Raw genomic sequence first — 16,833 nt, forward strand, 5'->3', positions numbered from 1 at the left:
GTATGGGTTCTGTTGGCTTATATACATCGAAAAAGATACGTAATGGTATCAAATCACCGTCACATTGAATAATATGTTAGAGTCACATACCAAAAAAGAGCAGTTCTCAGTCAGAATCCCGGAAATAGTTATGGAAAAGGTAGACGAACTTGTGGGCGAGGGGTTCTATAGTTCCAGGTCGGAATTCGTATCGTCTGCGATAAGGCATACGCTGGTATTCTATTCGGAGCTGAGGGGCATGTCTTCGGATGTCGCCAGTCTGTACCTTCGCCGCTGCGGAGTCGAATACCTTCCGAAGCCGATCCAAAATCCCACCGATGCCCCGAAGTCTGAGCCATTCGATACTGGGTTCACGTCTTTGCCCGAGGATAGGATCGCCGACATGTATCGTGCGGTTACCCGTACCTTTTTCGAGTTATTCAAGGGGTTCAAGGGACAAAGCGAATCCGAGACGCAGGTTAGCTATAGGTGCGGAGAAGGTGTCTAGAAGAGAGTGGATGTTTTCCTCCGTACCGGGTACGGGTTCAGGAAGAGAACGGATTTTGTTAAGGTCTCGATTGTCTGTCTGTTTCTCAAGATGTCCAATATGGATGGGCTTTTGGACGACACTGATAGGTACCTATCGGAATCGAAAAGTATCATCCTTCAGATCTTTTTGAGCATGATTGGCGATGTTCTTTTTGGGGGCAATCTGGATGACGTAATATCGGGAAAAATCAATGACGTCCTTAATGCGGATTCTGAAGAAGATGACGTTTGATCTATCTACTGTATGATGAATGATTTGTTCATGTGACTTTTCTATTTAGTGCAGGCCACGCGGGCGCGGCCCGTCGGCCTTTGGCCAGGGGCGCGTCAGCGTGGGCGGCGCGTTTATGCTGCATATAGACGGATGGTGAGCATACGACACGAGCGAGCGAAGCGAGCGAGGGGCGGGCGCCGACTCGATAAAGATGGCTTGAGTTAAAACCTACTGGCGACACCAAGGCCCATTTGAAGGTAGCAGCCGTCAATGATATCGCATTCTTTCAGGAGTAGATAATGAATCAGCGGAGGCACCCATTATTTTCGAGATCAACGAACACCGTCAGTTCCATCTTGCAATCCGGTTCGCATCCGTGCAGTGACATCGTCCCTCCTTTCGAACGACGGTTGACCGTGGTCGTGCCTGTCAAGGCGTAGTATTTCACCGGGCAGCAATCGTATTTCGAGGAGTCGTGGATGATTGGGGCCCTCGGCGGATTGGGATCGTCCCATTCGTAGCCGTGCAGGAACAGCACTTCGATGGGGTCGAGGAGAACCTTTTCTTTCTCGCTGAAACGGGATAAAGAGTGGATGTTCACATCGTAGACGAAGTTCCCGAACAGATCCAGCAATCCATCGAAAGTCAGGCCTTCTGTCTCCTCGTACCACCCCTGGAAGTACCTGTCTTTCGCCATTTTGTCCAGGGCCCTGGATGTATCGTAGTCTGGTCCGAGCCGTCCGGAGGAATGGAACAGATAGAGCACGTCGGGGCGGGGTTCGAGCCTGATAGGGCACATTCCTTTCTTTCTTTCACTGATATCTATGGATGCGACAGGTGTGTCCTTTTCTACGAAACCGAATTCGCTGGAATATATGCCTATGAAGCCGCTGTATCTGACCAGGTACCAATATGCGAACAGGATAGAAACGAACGGACGGAGACGGGATCCGCCGTATCCGCTGTCGTGCTGGTTGACGTAGCAGTTCCAGTCCAGGTCCAGGCCAGTGGAGGCTTTCAAGGACCAGACGAATCCGTCATTGGTGTAATTAACCAGCTCGACAGCACCTTGGCGGAGTATTGGCCTGCAACTAGGTGGTATGCCCCATGCTGGAAGTGCCCATTGTTTCTTACCGTCCGGCCTCGGGGGTAGATTTGACAGCCAATCTTCCAGATCGTATATAGGGGGAAGATTCTCACCAACTATCTTGGAAAACCAATCCCTTAGCTCGCATAAGGGAGGACGGACGTCCTCAATCATCTATTCAAGTGACCTATCGGTTATTATGAACAGCATGTCAGAATCTGTATATTTTCCATCATATAAGCCATGAATAGGATACGGGCGCGATCGGACTCGGAACGAGGCGCCGAGGGTATGGAAAATCCTGAACAATAGAATTTTTTCAGAAGATCTGGCTAAGAAGGTGGCGGGCCTGAGGGAACCCGCACGGTAGACTTATCGATTTTCCAGGAGTTTCTAAGTTCGGATTATTCTAACTATTCTAACTATTTCAACAGCCAGACGGTCCGTTAGAATAGATTAATCCCTCAGTAATGTATTCCGGGATACAATCAAGGCAAAAGGGAGGGATGATGTGAAACAGGAAGAGCTCGGAGCAATTGTTCTGACTATCGTGTTTGCTTGTTACGGCATCAAGTCTGTCGTAGAGATTTTCTCCGGCATCTGACCAATTCAAAGATGACGGATCGTAAGAGAGCTGATAGCTGTTAGCCATGGTGATCGGGCGCTTGATAGCTCCAGTTTCCTTGTCTACGGCATTCCCTGCATGTACTGCACGCGTGGTGAAACGGTATCCTTTCATTGTTCCTCTTGACATCATATTCCAAGATGTATATCATTATTTCCTATAGGAATATATAGAAATTACTCTGAGATGCGTATATCCAGATTATTTTGTAAAACAATATTTTAAATATTAGATAGATTTTATGTTTTTACTACAGGAAAATAGGTGAATATCTGAGTGAAACAATAGGGATAATGAAATGAGCACGAAGGAAGAGTTGATTGGAAGCTTGGAACAGGCTGTAAGTTCGTATAAAAGGGAAGAAGCTGTGGAATTTGCGAAGCAAGAAGCTGAGTCAATGGTCCGTAAAGGTGTGGAAAATGCTGGAGCGATTGACGCCATCGTGGATATCGAAGTGAACAGAAGAGAATTCGGGTCGTCAGAGGGTGGCCACAACATTCTTTTGGAAGCAATCGTCCACGCAGTAGCTACAGGAAAACCGTCAATTGCATGATAATAAAAATTGGTGGTGATTAAATGGTTACGATATTGACGCCGGAAGAGGTCCAGAATAAGTCTGGAAGGATGTTTTGCAAACGCTTCATCACCATGGTGGATGAGAAGAACGGGAGGGTGCAGTTCGTAGAGAACTGTTCATCCGTAGGTCCTGCCGAATGGGACGCAGTGAACAGGCGCCGCAGCGGAGGTGTGATAAGATCTGTCAAGCTCAAGTCCACGATGCTCATAACCGATGCAGTGATCGGGGAAGAGGAGCTCAAGTTCGGTCCTGTGTCTCAGCAGCTCGGATCTATGGGTATCAAATCGATAAGGATCGAGGGGGACGAGGTGCGTTCCAGCTGGTACGGCATAGCAGGTGCCAGTGTAGGCATAGGGGCATGCATGCCTGCATGCCCGGACATCATCCGTACGGAATATCCGGATGATTTCAAGATGGGCGGCGCCCATATTGCACACGTGGATATAATTACCCCGAAGATGGTGCGTGTGATAATCGGTATCGATGACACCGATAACAAGGATAAGGGGGCCACATGGGTCACTGGACTCAAGCTCGGAACACAGTGCCCAATAGGGAAGTTCATCGAACACAAGATAGTCCAGCTCAACCCCGATGCCCCCAACAAGACTACTAACTGCTGCGGAACGGCAGTATCATTTGCTGTTAAGGAGGAGGACATTCCGGCACTTATCGAGTATGCAGCGGATTTTATCAAGAAGAATTCATTCTCGGAGGATGCGGTCATGACCGTGTTTCAGGGGATTGAGATCCCTGCGAAACTTTAGGATTTCGGATGGAGCTGCAAATCAATATTGTACAAGCCTGAGGATGCCATCAAGGTGGCAGAGGAAACAGGTATCCAGATAATCTCCCTCTTCGGTAACAACAAAGGTGTGATCGGTGCGGTAGCGGCCATAGGCTGCTTCGACCTCGGCGAGAAAGCTGCGGGAGTACCCTCGGATTTTGAGTAATCATCTGACCATATTGAGGACGCGTATGCATTCGTTCTGAAGATATTAGGCTGGAATCGTACACAACCGAGGGTATTACCCGCCGCGATGTCTATGAAATGCTGCCCAAAGCGATAAGGGAAATCATTACCAATGCGGCATTACATTGCAGTTACCAATCTACCAACCCCATTTACGTCGCATTGTACGAAGACCGTCTGAAGTGATCTCTCCGGATATCTTTGGGTGGTAGATCTCCTCCTTCATAATTGCCGATAATTGCATTTACGCAATTATAATTTTTATTAATTGCAGAAAACGTACTTTTCGCAATTAACGATTCCGGGCCTGGAAAACTGTATGTGGAACCAGCCTTCAAAGAGATAGAGAACAGATGGCGGGCCTGAAGGGATACGGTACTTTCTATTCCAGATTCCAACCTCAATAATCTATTATGGCCTTTTTGGGCTTGAATAGGACGTTTCGAGTCCCTGGCGAAAACATATTACATGACAGTTCCAAAACCACCCGAAACCATCACATTGGATGATTTTCCAACGGATAGGTCGCACAAGGTATCGCTGTCCGATGTCCTGAAGAACCTCCCGGAAATCAAACGTCGTACTTTGGAATCGGGCTGTTGTCCATTCGATCCCGATGAGCTGATAATACAGCTGGTCCGTGGGGAGAGGTCCCTTAACGATCCGCTGCTACAGGCGATCCTCCTGGATTGGATCGAATCCGAGGATTACAACAAGTTCGCCAATCCGCAGACCGGCGGCATCGTCTACGCCCAATCCGCAAAGAGGGGGAACGTCGTATATGCAACGAGGAAGACCAAGAAGAGGGATCTGATGAAGGATGCCCTGGAGGGCAAGGTCTTCGATCATCCCGTCAGGGGCTTCCGCAACAGGAGTCGAGCCGCAAAATGATGAAGCAAACCATGAGAATTGAGCAGTACAGTCGATGAGAATTTGCAGGCATCAGGCCGACCCCTGAAAGAGAGGTCGGTAGTGATGCCAAGGTGGAGGCAATGCCCTATCCAGGAGGAAAAGAAAGGATGGGGATGATCAGCATTTGTTTGGTTATTTTCTATCACTCCTTCTTTCCGAATATTTTTCCCAGGAATCCTTTCTTTTCTTCTTTCGATTCTTCCTTCTGATTAGTTCGGATCTTTGCGAATGCCTGGTCAAGGTCAGCGATGATGTCGTTGATGTGCTCGGTACCGATGGACAGCCTGATGGTAGAGGGTGAGATTCCCTGTTCCTTCAGTTCCGCCTCGTTCAGCTGTGAGTGTGTGGTGGATGCAGGGTGGATGACCAATGACTTCACATCCGCCACATTCGCCAGGAGCGAGAACAGTTCGAGGCTGTCTATGAACTTCTTCGCATCCTCCTCAGTTCCATCGATATCGAAGGTGAATATGGATCCGGCACCGTTAGGGAAGTATCTGTTGTAGATTGCGTGTGTAGGCTGATCGGGGAATGAAGGGTGGCTGATGCTTCTGACCTTCTTGTTGTTCTTCAGGTAGTCCAATACCTTGAGGGTATTCTCAACATGTCTGTCGACACGCAAGGAAAGGGTCTCCAATCCCTGCAACAGCACGAATGCTGTGATCGGGGAGATCGACGCTCCGGTATCACGGAGGAGTACTGCTCTGATCCTTGTTACGAATGCTGCGGGTCCAAGAGCTTTGTAGAAGCTCACGCCGTGGTAGCTCTCATCAGGTTCCGTGAGTCCGGGGAACTTTCCGTTGTCCCAATTGAACTTTCCTTCCTCGATGATCAATCCTCCGAGAACGGTTCCATGTCCTCCGATGAACTTCGTTGCGGATTCGACTACGATGTCCGCTCCGTGTTCCAAAGGCCTTATGAGGTACGGGGTTGCGAATGTGTTATCGACTATCAGAGGGATTCCATGTTTGTGAGCGATCTCTGAAAGCTTCTCGAAATCGGATACATTGGAGTTAGGATTTCCCAGCGTCTCTGTGAACAGTGCTTTGGTCTTTTCATCGATTGCCTTCTCGATTGCATCGTAATCATCAGGTTCCACAAATTTCGTTGTGATCCCATAGGTAGGCAATGTGTGCTGGAAGAGGTTGTATGATCCTCCGTAGATGGTTTTTGAGGACACGATGTTGTCCCCTGCGTGTGTGATGTTGAGGATCGTGTAAGTAATGGCAGCTGCGCCCGAAGCCAAGGCCAAAGCGGCCGAACCTCCTTCGAGAGCGGCGATACGCTTCTCGAGCACGTCCTGCGTTGAATTGGTGAGACGACCATAGATGTTCCCTGCATCCCTCAGACCGAACCTGTCGGCTGCATGCTTGGAGTCATGGAACACGTACGAGGTGGTCAGGTAGATCGGGACAGCCCTGGAGTCCGTAACTGGATCGGGCTGCTCCTGACCTACGTGAAGCTGGAGGGTCTCGAATCTCTGATTCTTTGCGTTGTTTGGGCCTGTTGGAACGTTATCATTTGACATTTGTTTCACTTCCTTTTTTTTGGGCGGCATCTCCGTCAATATTCTTATCCGAATATTTCAGTGACATTTGATGTCGCTTCTGAATATCACTAACACACAACTAGTATTTAATCAATTTCCTATATGAAAATAGGGAAATAGTTTGAAAGAGGTTTTTGAGCCTCTTTCTGTAAAAAATCGATGAAAAATGCTCAAAAAGTACTGATGTACTCTCGTATCATCTGTGAGCTCGGGATGGAAGGCGGTTGCCACCTGATTATTGTAACGAGCCGCGACTATCTTCTGATTTATTATAGATAATGGTTCAACATCACCCCCTATATCAGTGAAGATAGGTGCACGAATGAATTCCATCTCCACATCCTTCAGGTCTCCGAAGTCTCCTCTAGCATTGAAACTACCTAGTTGTCTTCCAAAGGCGTTACGCCTAACAGTGACCGGCATTGTCCCCAGGTGAACGGTCTCATCATCTTCGATCTTCTCAGCCAATAGGATCATTCCTGCACAGGTGGCCAATACAGGCAGTCCGGCGCCAATCTTTGCTTTCAATTCATCGAGCATGCCGAAGTCCCTTAGAAGCTTCCCCTGGACGGTGGATTCGCCACCGGGCAGGATTATCCCATCCATCCCCCGTTTCAGATCGTCCAGCGATCTGATCTCGAACCATTCCTCACCCAACCTGTCCAGAACGGCCTCGTGTTCTACGAAAGCACCCTGCAATGCCAGTACACCTACGACCATTACTGACCGCGCTCCGCCATACGGATGTTGTTCAATTTGTCTATCTCATCCTTGTTGATCCCAACCATTGCTTCACCAAGATCCTCCGAGACCTCGGCCAGAATCTTCGGATTGTTGTAGTTGGTGATAGCCTTCACTATCGCCTCAGCTCTCTTCGAGGGATTGCCAGATCTGAATATCCCTGAGCCTACGAAAACCCCCTCGGCTCCAAGCTGCATCATGAGTGCTGCATCTGCCGGCGTTGCGACTCCTCCTGCGGCGAAGTTCACAACAGGGAGTCTTCCGTTATCATGTACATATTGTGCCAATTCTACAGGCACTGCGAGCTTCTTTGCGAATTCGTATACCTCGTCATCCCTGATCGCCTTGAGCCTGGCGATATCTGAATTCATCGACCTCATGTGGGAGACCGCCTGGACCACATCGCCGGTACCTGGTTCTCCTTTGGTCCTTATCATGGATGCTCCTTCTGCGATCCTTCTCAATGCCTCTCCGAGATCCCTCGCACCGCAGACGAATGGTACCTTGAACTGCCTCTTATCGATGTGATAAACATCGTCGGCGGGAGAGAGGACCTCACTCTCATCGATGTAATCGATTTCGATTGCCTCTAGGATCTGGGCCTCGACGAAGTGTCCGATACGGACCTTTGCCATCACAGGAATGGAAACTGCATCCTGTATCCCCTTGATCATCTTGGGATCGGACATCCTCGATACTCCCCCTGCAGAACGGATATCTGCAGGTATCCTCTCCAGAGCCATCACCGCGCATGCTCCTGCATCCTCGGCTATCGCCGCCTGTTCCGGCGTGGTCACATCCATGATCACTCCGCCTTTCAACATCTGTGCTAATTCCTTGTTCAGACCGTATCTTTCTTGGGCCATAACAGGTCAATATCTATAGTAGTATAAGAAATTATATATTTCCTATATGAAAATGATAAAATACTAAGTTTGAATACACCTAAATATGAACAATCTAAGAACCGGCGAGAAATACTCGTTGAATACAACTCTGATTCATGGCGGGAATCAGATCGATGAGCGTACTGGTGCCGTCAATATCCCCATTTATCAGACCTCCACATACAAACAGGACGGTATTGGAAAGAACAGGGGGTTCGAATACTCGCGTACAGGCAACCCTACCAGGAAGGTTCTGGAGGATCTCATCGCCGATCTTGAGGGCGGAGTGGCGGGATTCGCATTCGCCTCCGGAATGGCGGCGATCACAACAGTGCTCTCCCTATACAAATCGGGCGACAGGATACTCATATCCCATAACGTGTACGGAGGAACATACCGTGTCTTGGATAAGGTGTTCAAGAACTTCGGAATCAACTACACCATATTGGAATCTGAGGGCCCCGAGTACCTCAGGAAGACGATAAAGGATGACGTGAAGGCGATATTGCTGGAGAGTCCAGCAAACCCTCTGATGTCCATAACAGATATCAAAGCATTCTCACAGATCGCACACGAGAAGGGTGTGAAGGTCATCGTGGACAATACGTTCATGACCCCATATCTCCAGCGCCCGATCGAACTCGGTGCGGATATTGTTGTCCACAGCGGAACTAAGTATCTCGGAGGCCACAGCGATCTGGTCGCAGGTTTGGCTGTCGTCAATGATAAGGAAACCGCAGAGAGACTGGCATTCCTCCAGAACGCTACAGGAGGAGTCCTTCAACCATTCGACTCTTTCCTGCTCATCCGCGGAATCAAGACGCTCTCGGTCAGGATGGACAGACACGTCGAGAACGCCTACAGGATCGCAAAGTACCTGGAATCCAACGAGGATGTGTCCAAGGTCTACTACCCCGGATTGGAGACCGATCCCGGATACGCCGTTAATTCCAAACAGGCGAAGAACGGCGGAGCGATGCTCTCCTTCGAATTGGAGGAGGGGCATGACCTCAACAGATTTTTCGAATCTCTGGAGTTGATCAATCTCGCAGAGAGTCTCGGGGGCGTGGAGTCCCTCGTATGCCATCCATCGACCATGACCCACGCATCCATACCTGAGAACATCAGAAAAGCGGTGGGGATTACTGATGGATTGATCCGCCTGTCCCCGGGGATCGAGGACGTGGAGGACATCATCAGCGACCTGGACCGTGCCATCAGGGAGTCCAGAGTATGACATTGTACGGTTCAGTAGAAGAGCTGATAGGAGAGACCCCGCTGTTAGAGCTTAAGCACATGGGATATCCGGAAGGGGTCAGGGTGTTTGCGAAGCTCGAGCTGAGCAACCCCGCCGGAAGCGTCAAGGACCGTGTAGGGATGTACATGGTCAGGGATGCTGAGGAGAAGGGCATACTCAAGAAAGGATCCACGATAGTCGAGGCCACCGCCGGAAACACTGGGATAGGGATAGCGCTGGCGGCCTTAAACAAGGGTTACAGGGTAATATTCACTGTCCCCACCAAGTTCTCCGAGGAGAAGCAGATCATAATGAGTGCACTCGGTGCCGAGATCGTGAACACACCGAAGGAGGAGGGGATGCTGGGTGCGGTGGCGGAGGCCGAGAGGATCAAGGCACGCATACCCGATGCGATATCACTCGAACAATTCGAGAACATGAGCAATCCGCGCAGTCACTTCGAGACCACCGGTCCTGAGATCTATCGCGACCTGGATGGGAAGATAAATTATGCGGTCATGGGTGCAGGCAGCGGGGGCACATTCTCCGGGGTGGTAGGATACCTCAAGAGCAGGAATCCCCACATCCAGGGAGTTCTGGCCGATCCCATAGGATCCATAATCGGAGGAGGAGAGAAGGGGGAGTACGTCATCGAGGGCATAGGCAACGACTTCATTGCCAAGACCATGGACATGTCCCTGATCGACCGCATCTACAAGGTCTCCGACAAGGACGCTTACGAGATGTGCCGCGAGCTCGCCAGGAAAGAGGGCATACTCGCGGGACAGTCTTCCGGAGCCGCCCTGGTCGCGGTAAAGAGGCTTGCAGAGGATGTGGGGAGCGGGAACATAGTCACCCTTCTGCCGGACAGAGGAGATAGATATCTGAGTAAAGGACTGTTCGGCTGAATAATTTCCCTTGGGAAAATAGATGAATTCGCATCAACCCTAATAAACGAAGAAGTGATTCATGTGGTCGTGAACGTATCAACAAAGACCAGATATGCGTTGCGCATGCTGGTCGACATCGCAGCCTTCCAGGAATCGGGAAAAGTGAAGATCAAGGACATCTCTGCCCGCCAGGATATCTCGATCAAATATCTGGAGCAGATTGTCACCATACTCTCCAAGGCCGATATCGTCAAGGGGGAGAGAGGACCTCAGGGAGGCTATGTCTTATCCCGCCCAGCTTCCGAGATCACCGTCGCCGAGGTGGTCATGAGCATTGAAGGCACCATGGCCCCCGTGCCATGCATAAAGGACGGCAGCGTCGACTGTCAGAGGAAGGACCGCTGTACAACCCTGGATATGTGGCTGAGAATAGAGAAGGCCGTCATGGACATCATGAACGAGACCACCATACAGGACCTTCTGAACGATGCCAACTCCAAGGGCATCATAATGATACAGGATTCGATGCCAGAATATGTGATACGATCGCGGCAGGATATTGACCATGGGAAGATACGAAAGGCAACTATTGGAATTCACGGCCGACGAGCAGGAACGTATTCGCAACGCAACGATAGGGATTGTTGGATGCGGCGGACTGGGTTCCCATGTCGTCACCGCACTCGCATCGGCAGGCATAGGGAAGATGGTGATCATAGATCCCGATGTCCCGGACATCACGAATCTGAACCGTCAGTTCATCTATTGCGAACATGTGCTGTCCGGCGAGGAGCCGAGGCATAAGGCGGAGATCATGGCGGAATGGATCCGCAAAATCAATCCCGAGGTCGAGGTCGAATACCATGTCGGAAGGTTCGATGAGGATACCTGCAGCGATTTCGATGATTGCGATGTCATGGTGGATTGTCTCGATTCAATATCCTCCAGACAATTCCTCAACGGATACTGCGTGTGGGTCGGGAAGCCGCTGGTCCACGGAGGCATCGCAGGGTTCACCGCGGAGTTCTGCACGATAATACCAGATTCCACCCCATGCCTGAGATGCATACTCGGGGACATGCCCAATGCAGTATCGCCTCCGGCGTCCATAGGGCCCGTCGTGATGTTCACCGGATCGCTCGAGGCCACCGAGGTGCTGAAGCTGGTCATCGGCCGCGATGATGCTTCCAGGGGCACGTTCTACTCATATGACCTGTCGTGCGGAAGGGTCACACCCATATCTTTCAGTCGGGATCCTGAATGTCCGGTCTGCGGCCATAGGGAATGATCTATGTCCGGGATCCACTGTAAGGACATCTCCGTCAAGGAGGTGGATTTCCCTCTCACTGTGGAAGGTATTGCGGAAGGCCTGGCGAATTGGAAGGTCTACAGGCGCTCTGAATACCTGGTCCTAAAGAACGGTCAGGACACATCCGTACTGAAACTCGGGGCCTCGGAATCCGATCGCCTGTTCAAGGATCTGGACTCATTCGAGGTCGTTTCACTTCCCGATGAGACCGTGTTGTTGGAATGCGAAGATGTGGACGTGCTCAATGCCTCATCGATGGCCCGCATTCAATCCTTGCATCCCGGAAAGACGATTGTGGTCAAGGGGATGTTTAGCCACGTTGGACTGGCAAAGGGACTCATTGCACACCGTATCAGGGTAGTGGATGTGATCCCTCCGAGGCCTTCCAAACTGCGCCACTTCGTAGAGAAGGCAATCGATTCAGGACTAATCGATCGCCCTGTGATCCCTGAATACCGGGAGATCGATCTGGAACGTCTGGCGGAAGAGTCCGAGTCGAAGTCCGTGATGTTCCCATGTTCGGCATCCGAGGCAGCCTCGTCCATGGATGTCCTGTATCTGGACCGTACACCTGTCGTTACCGGGGATGTCACCCTGATCGGCTGCAGTCTATCCGAACGCATATTCAAAGAGGTCTACGGTAGCCAACCCGAATTAATCAATATGTGTCCTTGCCAGTATGCATATCCAGGCATTCCGACTATAGTGAAGTGCTGTCGTATCAAAGAGGGATACGTCATACGTGGGAACACGGTATAGGTGCCGTGGGGGACCACGGTCCGCGAGGTAGTTGATGCGATAAATGCTATCATCCAAGAATAGTGATGATCGTATGTCACGGAAGGGGACGATGTCACAGCATCCGCATTCTAAGCACATGGTCTTGCTGGTCCTGGTATCCAACCCGTATCTCGACATAAGGTCCTTCTGGATCTCGGCCAACCTGACCATCCTATCCGGATCCGATTTCTCTAACGGCCCGACCGCATCGATCAGAGGCTGACGGTTGTAGTCGTTGATGCGCAACGCCCTCAATCCGGGAATGACGCCGATCTTGCATAGTTCTTCGATCGCATTGGTAACATCATCGTCCGTTTCTCTAAAACCATAGATGATGTTGGATGTGACATTACCTTTGCCGAAAATCTTCACAGAGATCTTGAGCATCTCCAATATGTTGTCACGATCCAGATCCGGACAGATCCTTCCGAACAGCTCATCCGTAGCGCACTGTACATTGAGCTTGATCTCATTGGCACCCGCCTCCTTAAGCGCCACCACGTGCTCCTCCGTCGACACGTATGGTTCCACGCCGATCCTGAGATCGGGGTACTTCCGGTGCACAGACGAGACGACATCCACCATGCGTTCTATCGTTTCATCGATGCTCACGATAACACCGCTTGTGAAGGAAACCGTGCCGAAGTGCTGCAGAGACAAGGACTCCTCGAGCAATTCCAGGATCTTCTCGGTAGTCATATTCTTGAGATCCTTCTCGGGAAGACGGGGTGAAGAACAGAATGCACACCTGTATTCACATCTGGAATCCAGATTGAAGAAGGCCTGTCCCGGACAATGCCGCACTATCGGAAGAAGGCTGATATCGGCAATGAAAAGTTTCCCTCCCCTGTATAGGGACAGCATTCCATCCTCCGATTGCACGAGATCGAATTCACCAGAGTCATAGGAGATCGATTTCTTGACCCTGAACCTGTCGAAGCCTATGGCGACGGAGCTAAATCCTGCACCTGGGCCCGCAGTTGACCGCGATATTTTGAAGGGGAGCAGGAAACCCGCAGGCAATCTGACTGCTCCGCCCAAGGCCAATATGGCCTTCCTTTCGACAAGTTCCGTCCTATCAATGGTCGATTCATGCATGTGCGATTCTTCGCTCATCGTCCGCCCATAGGATTGCGTAGTATATTAACCTATATTCATATATGAAATATGTAATATGCTCCATTCAGACAACACAGGTGAATCGATGACGAAAGGGCACGGTTTCAGAACAAGAGCGGTACATGCAGGGAACGATATAGATGAGGGGACCAAGGCGATCAAAAGGCCGATCAACATGGCCAACAGTTACGAACTGCCATATGACCCGTCGTCTCTCAATTGGAGCGATGCGGGATCGAATCTCTACACACGCAACGGAGGGACCAACCAGAGGTATCTCCAGGAAAGATTAGCTTCTCTGGAAGGCGGAGAGGACTGTATCGTCCTCGCGTCAGGAGTCTCGGCATTGTCCGCGTTGTTCTTCGCCAATCTGAACTCCGGGGACCACATCATCTTCTCGGATATCACCTACATCGCCACATACCGGCTACTGAATGAGCTGTTCAACAGGAAATACGGGGTAGAGACTTCCATGGTGGACACCTCCGATCCCGAGAATGTCAGAAAAGCTATTAGGAGAAACACGAAATTGGTCCATATAGAGACGCCTGGAAATCCGACCCTGAAGATTTCCGACATCCGCAGGATAGCAGAGATATGTCACGAGAACGGAGCAAAACTGTCTGTCGACAACACCTTCGCATCCCCGTTTAATCAAAGGCCCATCGAGCTGGGTGCCGATTTCTGCGTGGAATCGTTGACCAAATACATCAACGGTCACGGAGATGCCATGGGAGGTGCGATAATCGGAAAGAAAGAGGACCTTGACGTGATCCGCGCACAATCCCAGGTCAACCTCGGCGGAGTTATCAGCCCGTTCAATGCATGGCTGATCATGAGGGGCTCCATCACTTTGCCACTAAGGATGAAGGCGCACAACGATAACGCAATGCAGATAGCGAGACATCTGACATCGTTGCCGTGCGTGAGCTTTGTATCGTATCCCGGGCTCGATAACGATCCAGGACATGAAGTTGCATCCAGACAGATGTCCCCGGGATATGGTGGGATGATCTCATTCGGACTCAATGCCGACCATGACCGTCACAACGAGTTCGTCAGCCATCTGAAGATCATCGTATCCGCCGTATCGTTGGGCCATGACGAATCCCTCATAGTATTCCTGGGAGAGGACGATGAGCGCCAGTACCTGTTCGATGACAGGTTCAGCAACGGATTCTTCAGGTTCAGCGTAGGTATAGAGGATCCTGAGGATCTGATAGACGACATCGATCAGGCTCTGAAAGAGACTGGGCTTTTGTGATATCATGGATGGATCATTGGATAGTCTTCTCGGATACCTGTCCGATCTACCGAGGGCCTCATTGGCATTCTCCGGAGGCACAGACTCCAGCTTCCTGCTATGGGCCTGTATGAAGGCCGGGGCCGATGTCAGGCCGTATTTTGTAAGGGGAAACTTCCAGACTGCCGACGAATCGGAACACGCGGCCAAGGTCGCTTCCCTGCTTGGAGCGGATCTGAAGGTGATAGATATCGATACACTTTCGTTCTCCGAGGTTGCCGCGAACACTCCGGACAGGTGCTATCTTTGCAAGAAGAACGTGTTCACCCTGATAAAGGAGATCTCGGAATCCGACGGTCGTCTCCGTGTGATCGATGCCACGAACGCTTCCGATGATCCGTCGTCCCGCCCGGGTATGCGTGCGTTAAGAGAACTGGGGGTCGTCTCACCCCTTAGGGAATGCGGTCTCACCAAACCGACAGTGAGAATGCTGTCGAAGGAGGCCGGTCTGGATAATTGGAACGTTCCATCCAATTCATGCCTCGCCACACGCATCCCCACAGGGACCAGGATAACAGCGGATGCTTTGGAGCAGGTCGAGAGGACAGAAATGAAGCTCAGGGCCTTCGGCCTGATGGACTTCCGTGTCCGTTCCTTCGGCGACACTGCGAAATTGGAGATCGTCCCCGCCGAGCAATCTTTCGTGGACGGGCACATCTCCGAGATCAGCGAAATGATCCTCGAAGACTATCAGTCGGTCATCTTCGGTGTCAGGCAACCGGGCCTCTGAATCCACGCAAAGCTTAATTCATCGGCCCGGAGTGCTTAACCGGGTCGGTAAACCCTTTTGATGCTGTTGTAACAGATTTCGACCATATCATCCAGATTTATCTTTGCCTGCATATCCTGGACCTTCTCCACCTTGGCCTCGGTTACAGGCCCTATCGGAACAGCCGCACAGCCCGATGTCTTTATGATCGAGATATCGTACGTGCCTATGCGTTTGGCGATATCGATGACTTCAAGCTTGTCGAGTCCGATAAGCGGCCTCAATACAGGGAAATCCAATCCATTCTGCTCAGCCTTGATATTCATCAGAGTCTGTGAGGCGACCTGTCCGAGTGAATCTCCCATGACAATCCCCGAAGCGCCTTTGGCCTGTGCGAACTTCTTTGCGACTCTGTGCATGGTACGCTTGCACATCACACACTGATAGTGCGGATCGCAATTATCCTGGATGATCCTCTGGTTCCTTCCGTGGTCCGCAACGTACACTGGGAATTCCTTCTTCGTGTAAGACTCCAACTGCTTGGAGATCATTATCACCTTCTCGAGGTCCTTCGGATCGCCGAAATCCCCATTGCTCATGTGCAGAAGGATCACGTCTGCTCCGGCCTCTGACATCAAATACGATGCCACAGGCGAGTCGATACCTCCAGAGATCAATGCAACTACCTTCATGTGATCAGATCCTATGATAAACTATGTCCACGGCGTCGGTTCGATCCGTCCTCATCTGTGTGACAAGCCTGTTCACAGTCCCGTCATTCATCCCTATGGTGGGCATGAAAACAGGGAGCCCGCCATTGTCCATTCCATCTAACTGCTCCAACATATTCCCGGAAACGAGACCGAGAACCTTCTCGGGAATCTCTTCCCCAGGATCGAAGGTCCTCAGATGGGGATCGTACTTCTTAAGGAGAGAGAAATCATAGTCTCCGCAAACAGAGACCTTGCAGCCTCTCTTCATCATCAGCCAAGCAGATACCAGACCGCGGTCGTCGTTCACGTATGCATGCACCCTGCCCTGACTCCCCAGTGGAAGTCCGGCATGGCATCTGATGTATGATGTGAATATGTAGGCCTTGTTAGACCTGACCTCTATGAAAATGGTCCTGTCCGGATTCGAAAGATTGACCTTCACACCTTTATCAGAATTCGCGTCCAGTACGGCCGCCCCGATCTCCCTCTCGAGATCCATGCTTGTGAAACCGTAGTTCCCTCCGTCCCTCCTCGCATCTATGGCGAACGAATCCCCGATTTGCAGATTATCTCTTGAGACTTGTGTTACCAGCTGCTTTATTGACTCCATGTCTGCCTCGCATATGTTCGCTACGGACAATGAGGCGATGCCGAATACCTTCTTCAGGGAACGAATGGCA

Annotated in this window: 17 protein-coding genes and 1 pseudogene; 11 read left to right on the forward strand and 7 right to left on the reverse strand. The window is 50.8% G+C overall.

All coding sequences use genetic code 11. The features are described 5' to 3' along the window. The first annotated feature begins 130 nt into the window (after nt 1–130). Together IKP20_04900 and IKP20_04905 are read left to right on the forward strand one after the other, a co-directional pair. Nucleotides 131–487 carry a hypothetical protein gene (locus IKP20_04900; protein MBR4504291.1) on the forward strand — a complete coding sequence of 119 codons (357 nt, stop codon included), beginning with the start codon at nt 131–133 and terminating at the stop codon, nt 485–487. Nucleotides 488–493: 6 nt separating this feature from the next. Further along, nucleotides 494–760 (forward strand): hypothetical protein, encoded by a 267-nt coding sequence (locus IKP20_04905; GenBank protein MBR4504292.1) that lies wholly within the window; start codon nt 494–496, stop codon nt 758–760. Nucleotides 761–1,046: 286 nt separating this feature from the next. Here IKP20_04905 and IKP20_04910 read toward each other — a convergent pair whose 3' ends face one another. Next, complete coding sequence (locus tag IKP20_04910) at nt 1,047–1,763, reverse strand: hypothetical protein (GenBank protein MBR4504293.1); 717 nt, start codon at nt 1,761–1,763, stop codon at nt 1,047–1,049. A gap of 989 nt (nt 1,764–2,752) precedes the next feature. On the opposite strand from IKP20_04910, the gene IKP20_04915 reads away from it, so the two are divergent. From IKP20_04915 to IKP20_04925, 3 genes and pseudogenes are all read left to right on the forward strand, one after another. Then, a complete protein-coding gene (locus tag IKP20_04915; protein MBR4504294.1) occupies nt 2,753–3,007 on the forward strand; it encodes a hypothetical protein in 255 nt (84 codons plus the stop codon). Nucleotides 3,008–3,030: 23 nt separating this feature from the next. Continuing rightward, nucleotides 3,031–3,984, forward strand: a pseudogene (locus tag IKP20_04920) (DUF1743 domain-containing protein). 521 nt (nt 3,985–4,505) lie between these two features. Then, nucleotides 4,506–4,895 (forward strand): hypothetical protein, encoded by a 390-nt coding sequence (locus IKP20_04925; protein ID MBR4504295.1) that lies wholly within the window; start codon nt 4,506–4,508, stop codon nt 4,893–4,895. A gap of 163 nt (nt 4,896–5,058) precedes the next feature. Here the strand turns inward: IKP20_04925 and IKP20_04930 are convergent, their stop codons facing one another. The 3 genes from IKP20_04930 to pdxS form a co-directional block, all read right to left on the reverse strand. Further along, on the reverse strand, nt 5,059–6,474 hold the full coding sequence (locus IKP20_04930) for an aminotransferase class I/II-fold pyridoxal phosphate-dependent enzyme (protein MBR4504296.1): 1,416 nt from the start codon (nt 6,472–6,474) through the stop codon (nt 5,059–5,061). A gap of 81 nt (nt 6,475–6,555) precedes the next feature. After that, nucleotides 6,556–7,185, reverse strand: a complete 630-nt coding sequence (pdxT, locus tag IKP20_04935) for a pyridoxal 5'-phosphate synthase glutaminase subunit PdxT (protein MBR4504297.1) — start codon at nt 7,183–7,185, stop codon at nt 6,556–6,558. Next, the gene (gene pdxS, locus IKP20_04940) at nt 7,185–8,072 is read right to left on the reverse strand and encodes a pyridoxal 5'-phosphate synthase lyase subunit PdxS (GenBank protein ID MBR4504298.1); all 888 of its coding nucleotides are present in this window, start codon (nt 8,070–8,072) and stop codon (nt 7,185–7,187) included. The genes pdxT and pdxS overlap by 1 nt, the downstream gene beginning before the upstream one ends. Before the next feature lie 85 nt (nt 8,073–8,157). Between pdxS and IKP20_04945 the strand changes: the two genes are divergently transcribed. The 4 genes from IKP20_04945 (at nt 8,158) to IKP20_04960 (ending at nt 12,288) form a co-directional block, all read left to right on the forward strand. After that, entirely contained in the window at nt 8,158–9,330 is a 1,173-nt protein-coding gene (locus IKP20_04945) for a PLP-dependent transferase (GenBank protein MBR4504299.1), read from the forward strand. Beyond that, nucleotides 9,327–10,238, forward strand: coding sequence for a cysteine synthase family protein (locus IKP20_04950; protein MBR4504300.1), 912 nt, complete (start codon nt 9,327–9,329; stop codon nt 10,236–10,238). Before IKP20_04945 ends, IKP20_04950 begins: the two co-directional genes overlap by 4 nt. Nucleotides 10,239–10,779: 541 nt before the next feature. Beyond that, nucleotides 10,780–11,508: a HesA/MoeB/ThiF family protein gene (locus tag IKP20_04955; GenBank protein MBR4504301.1), complete on the forward strand. Its 729-nt coding sequence runs from the start codon at nt 10,780–10,782 to the stop codon at nt 11,506–11,508. 3 nt (nt 11,509–11,511) lie between these two features. Then, a complete protein-coding gene (locus IKP20_04960) occupies nt 11,512–12,288 on the forward strand; it encodes a hypothetical protein (protein MBR4504302.1) in 777 nt (258 codons plus the stop codon). On the opposite strand, the gene IKP20_04965 is transcribed toward IKP20_04960, so the two are convergent. Then, nucleotides 12,184–13,425 (reverse strand): radical SAM protein, encoded by a 1,242-nt coding sequence (locus tag IKP20_04965; protein ID MBR4504303.1) that lies wholly within the window; start codon nt 13,423–13,425, stop codon nt 12,184–12,186. The genes IKP20_04960 and IKP20_04965 overlap by 105 nt on opposite strands. Nucleotides 13,426–13,513: 88 nt before the next feature. Between IKP20_04965 and IKP20_04970 the strand changes: the two genes are divergently transcribed. Both IKP20_04970 and larE read left to right on the forward strand, forming a co-directional pair. Then, nucleotides 13,514–14,692: an aminotransferase class I/II-fold pyridoxal phosphate-dependent enzyme gene (locus IKP20_04970; protein MBR4504304.1), complete on the forward strand. Its 1,179-nt coding sequence runs from the start codon at nt 13,514–13,516 to the stop codon at nt 14,690–14,692. Between the two features lie 4 nt (nt 14,693–14,696). Beyond that, on the forward strand, nt 14,697–15,461 hold the full coding sequence (larE, locus tag IKP20_04975; GenBank protein ID MBR4504305.1) for an ATP-dependent sacrificial sulfur transferase LarE: 765 nt from the start codon (nt 14,697–14,699) through the stop codon (nt 15,459–15,461). 35 nt (nt 15,462–15,496) lie between these two features. Here the strand turns inward: larE and IKP20_04980 are convergent, their stop codons facing one another. Beyond that, nucleotides 15,497–16,132: a 7-cyano-7-deazaguanine synthase gene (locus tag IKP20_04980; protein MBR4504306.1), complete on the reverse strand. Its 636-nt coding sequence runs from the start codon at nt 16,130–16,132 to the stop codon at nt 15,497–15,499. Between the two features lie 4 nt (nt 16,133–16,136). Next, nucleotides 16,137–16,833, reverse strand: a 697-nt coding sequence (locus tag IKP20_04985; GenBank protein MBR4504307.1) for a hypothetical protein, incomplete at its 5' end; no start/stop codon positions are given.

It is taken from the genome of Candidatus Methanomethylophilaceae archaeon (genome assembly GCA_017524805.1).
Taxonomy (GTDB): Archaea; Thermoplasmatota; Thermoplasmata; order Methanomassiliicoccales; family Methanomethylophilaceae; genus Methanoprimaticola.

Bases quoted from the DNA above. Each gene is read 5' to 3' on its own strand.
- IKP20_04930 (MBR4504296.1), bottom strand. From the start codon at position 6,474: ATGCCGCCCAAAAAAAAGGAAGTGAAACAAATGTCAAATGATAACGTT.
- pdxS (MBR4504298.1), bottom strand. From the start codon at position 8,072: ATGGCCCAAGAAAGATACGGTCTGAACAAGGAATTAGCACAGATGTTG.
- IKP20_04965 (MBR4504303.1), bottom strand. From the start codon at position 13,425: ATGAGCGAAGAATCGCACATGCATGAATCGACCATTGATAGGACGGAA.
- IKP20_04900 (MBR4504291.1), top strand. From the start codon at position 131: ATGGAAAAGGTAGACGAACTTGTGGGCGAGGGGTTCTATAGTTCCAGG.
- IKP20_04960 (MBR4504302.1), top strand. From the start codon at position 11,512: ATGTCCGGGATCCACTGTAAGGACATCTCCGTCAAGGAGGTGGATTTC.
- IKP20_04915 (MBR4504294.1), top strand. From the start codon at position 2,753: ATGAGCACGAAGGAAGAGTTGATTGGAAGCTTGGAACAGGCTGTAAGT.
- IKP20_04980 (MBR4504306.1), bottom strand. From the start codon at position 16,132: ATGAAGGTAGTTGCATTGATCTCTGGAGGTATCGACTCGCCTGTGGCA.
- pdxT (MBR4504297.1), bottom strand. From the start codon at position 7,185: ATGGTCGTAGGTGTACTGGCATTGCAGGGTGCTTTCGTAGAACACGAG.
- IKP20_04970 (MBR4504304.1), top strand. From the start codon at position 13,514: ATGACGAAAGGGCACGGTTTCAGAACAAGAGCGGTACATGCAGGGAAC.
- IKP20_04945 (MBR4504299.1), top strand. From the start codon at position 8,158: ATGAACAATCTAAGAACCGGCGAGAAATACTCGTTGAATACAACTCTG.
- larE (MBR4504305.1), top strand. From the start codon at position 14,697: ATGGATGGATCATTGGATAGTCTTCTCGGATACCTGTCCGATCTACCG.
- IKP20_04950 (MBR4504300.1), top strand. From the start codon at position 9,327: ATGACATTGTACGGTTCAGTAGAAGAGCTGATAGGAGAGACCCCGCTG.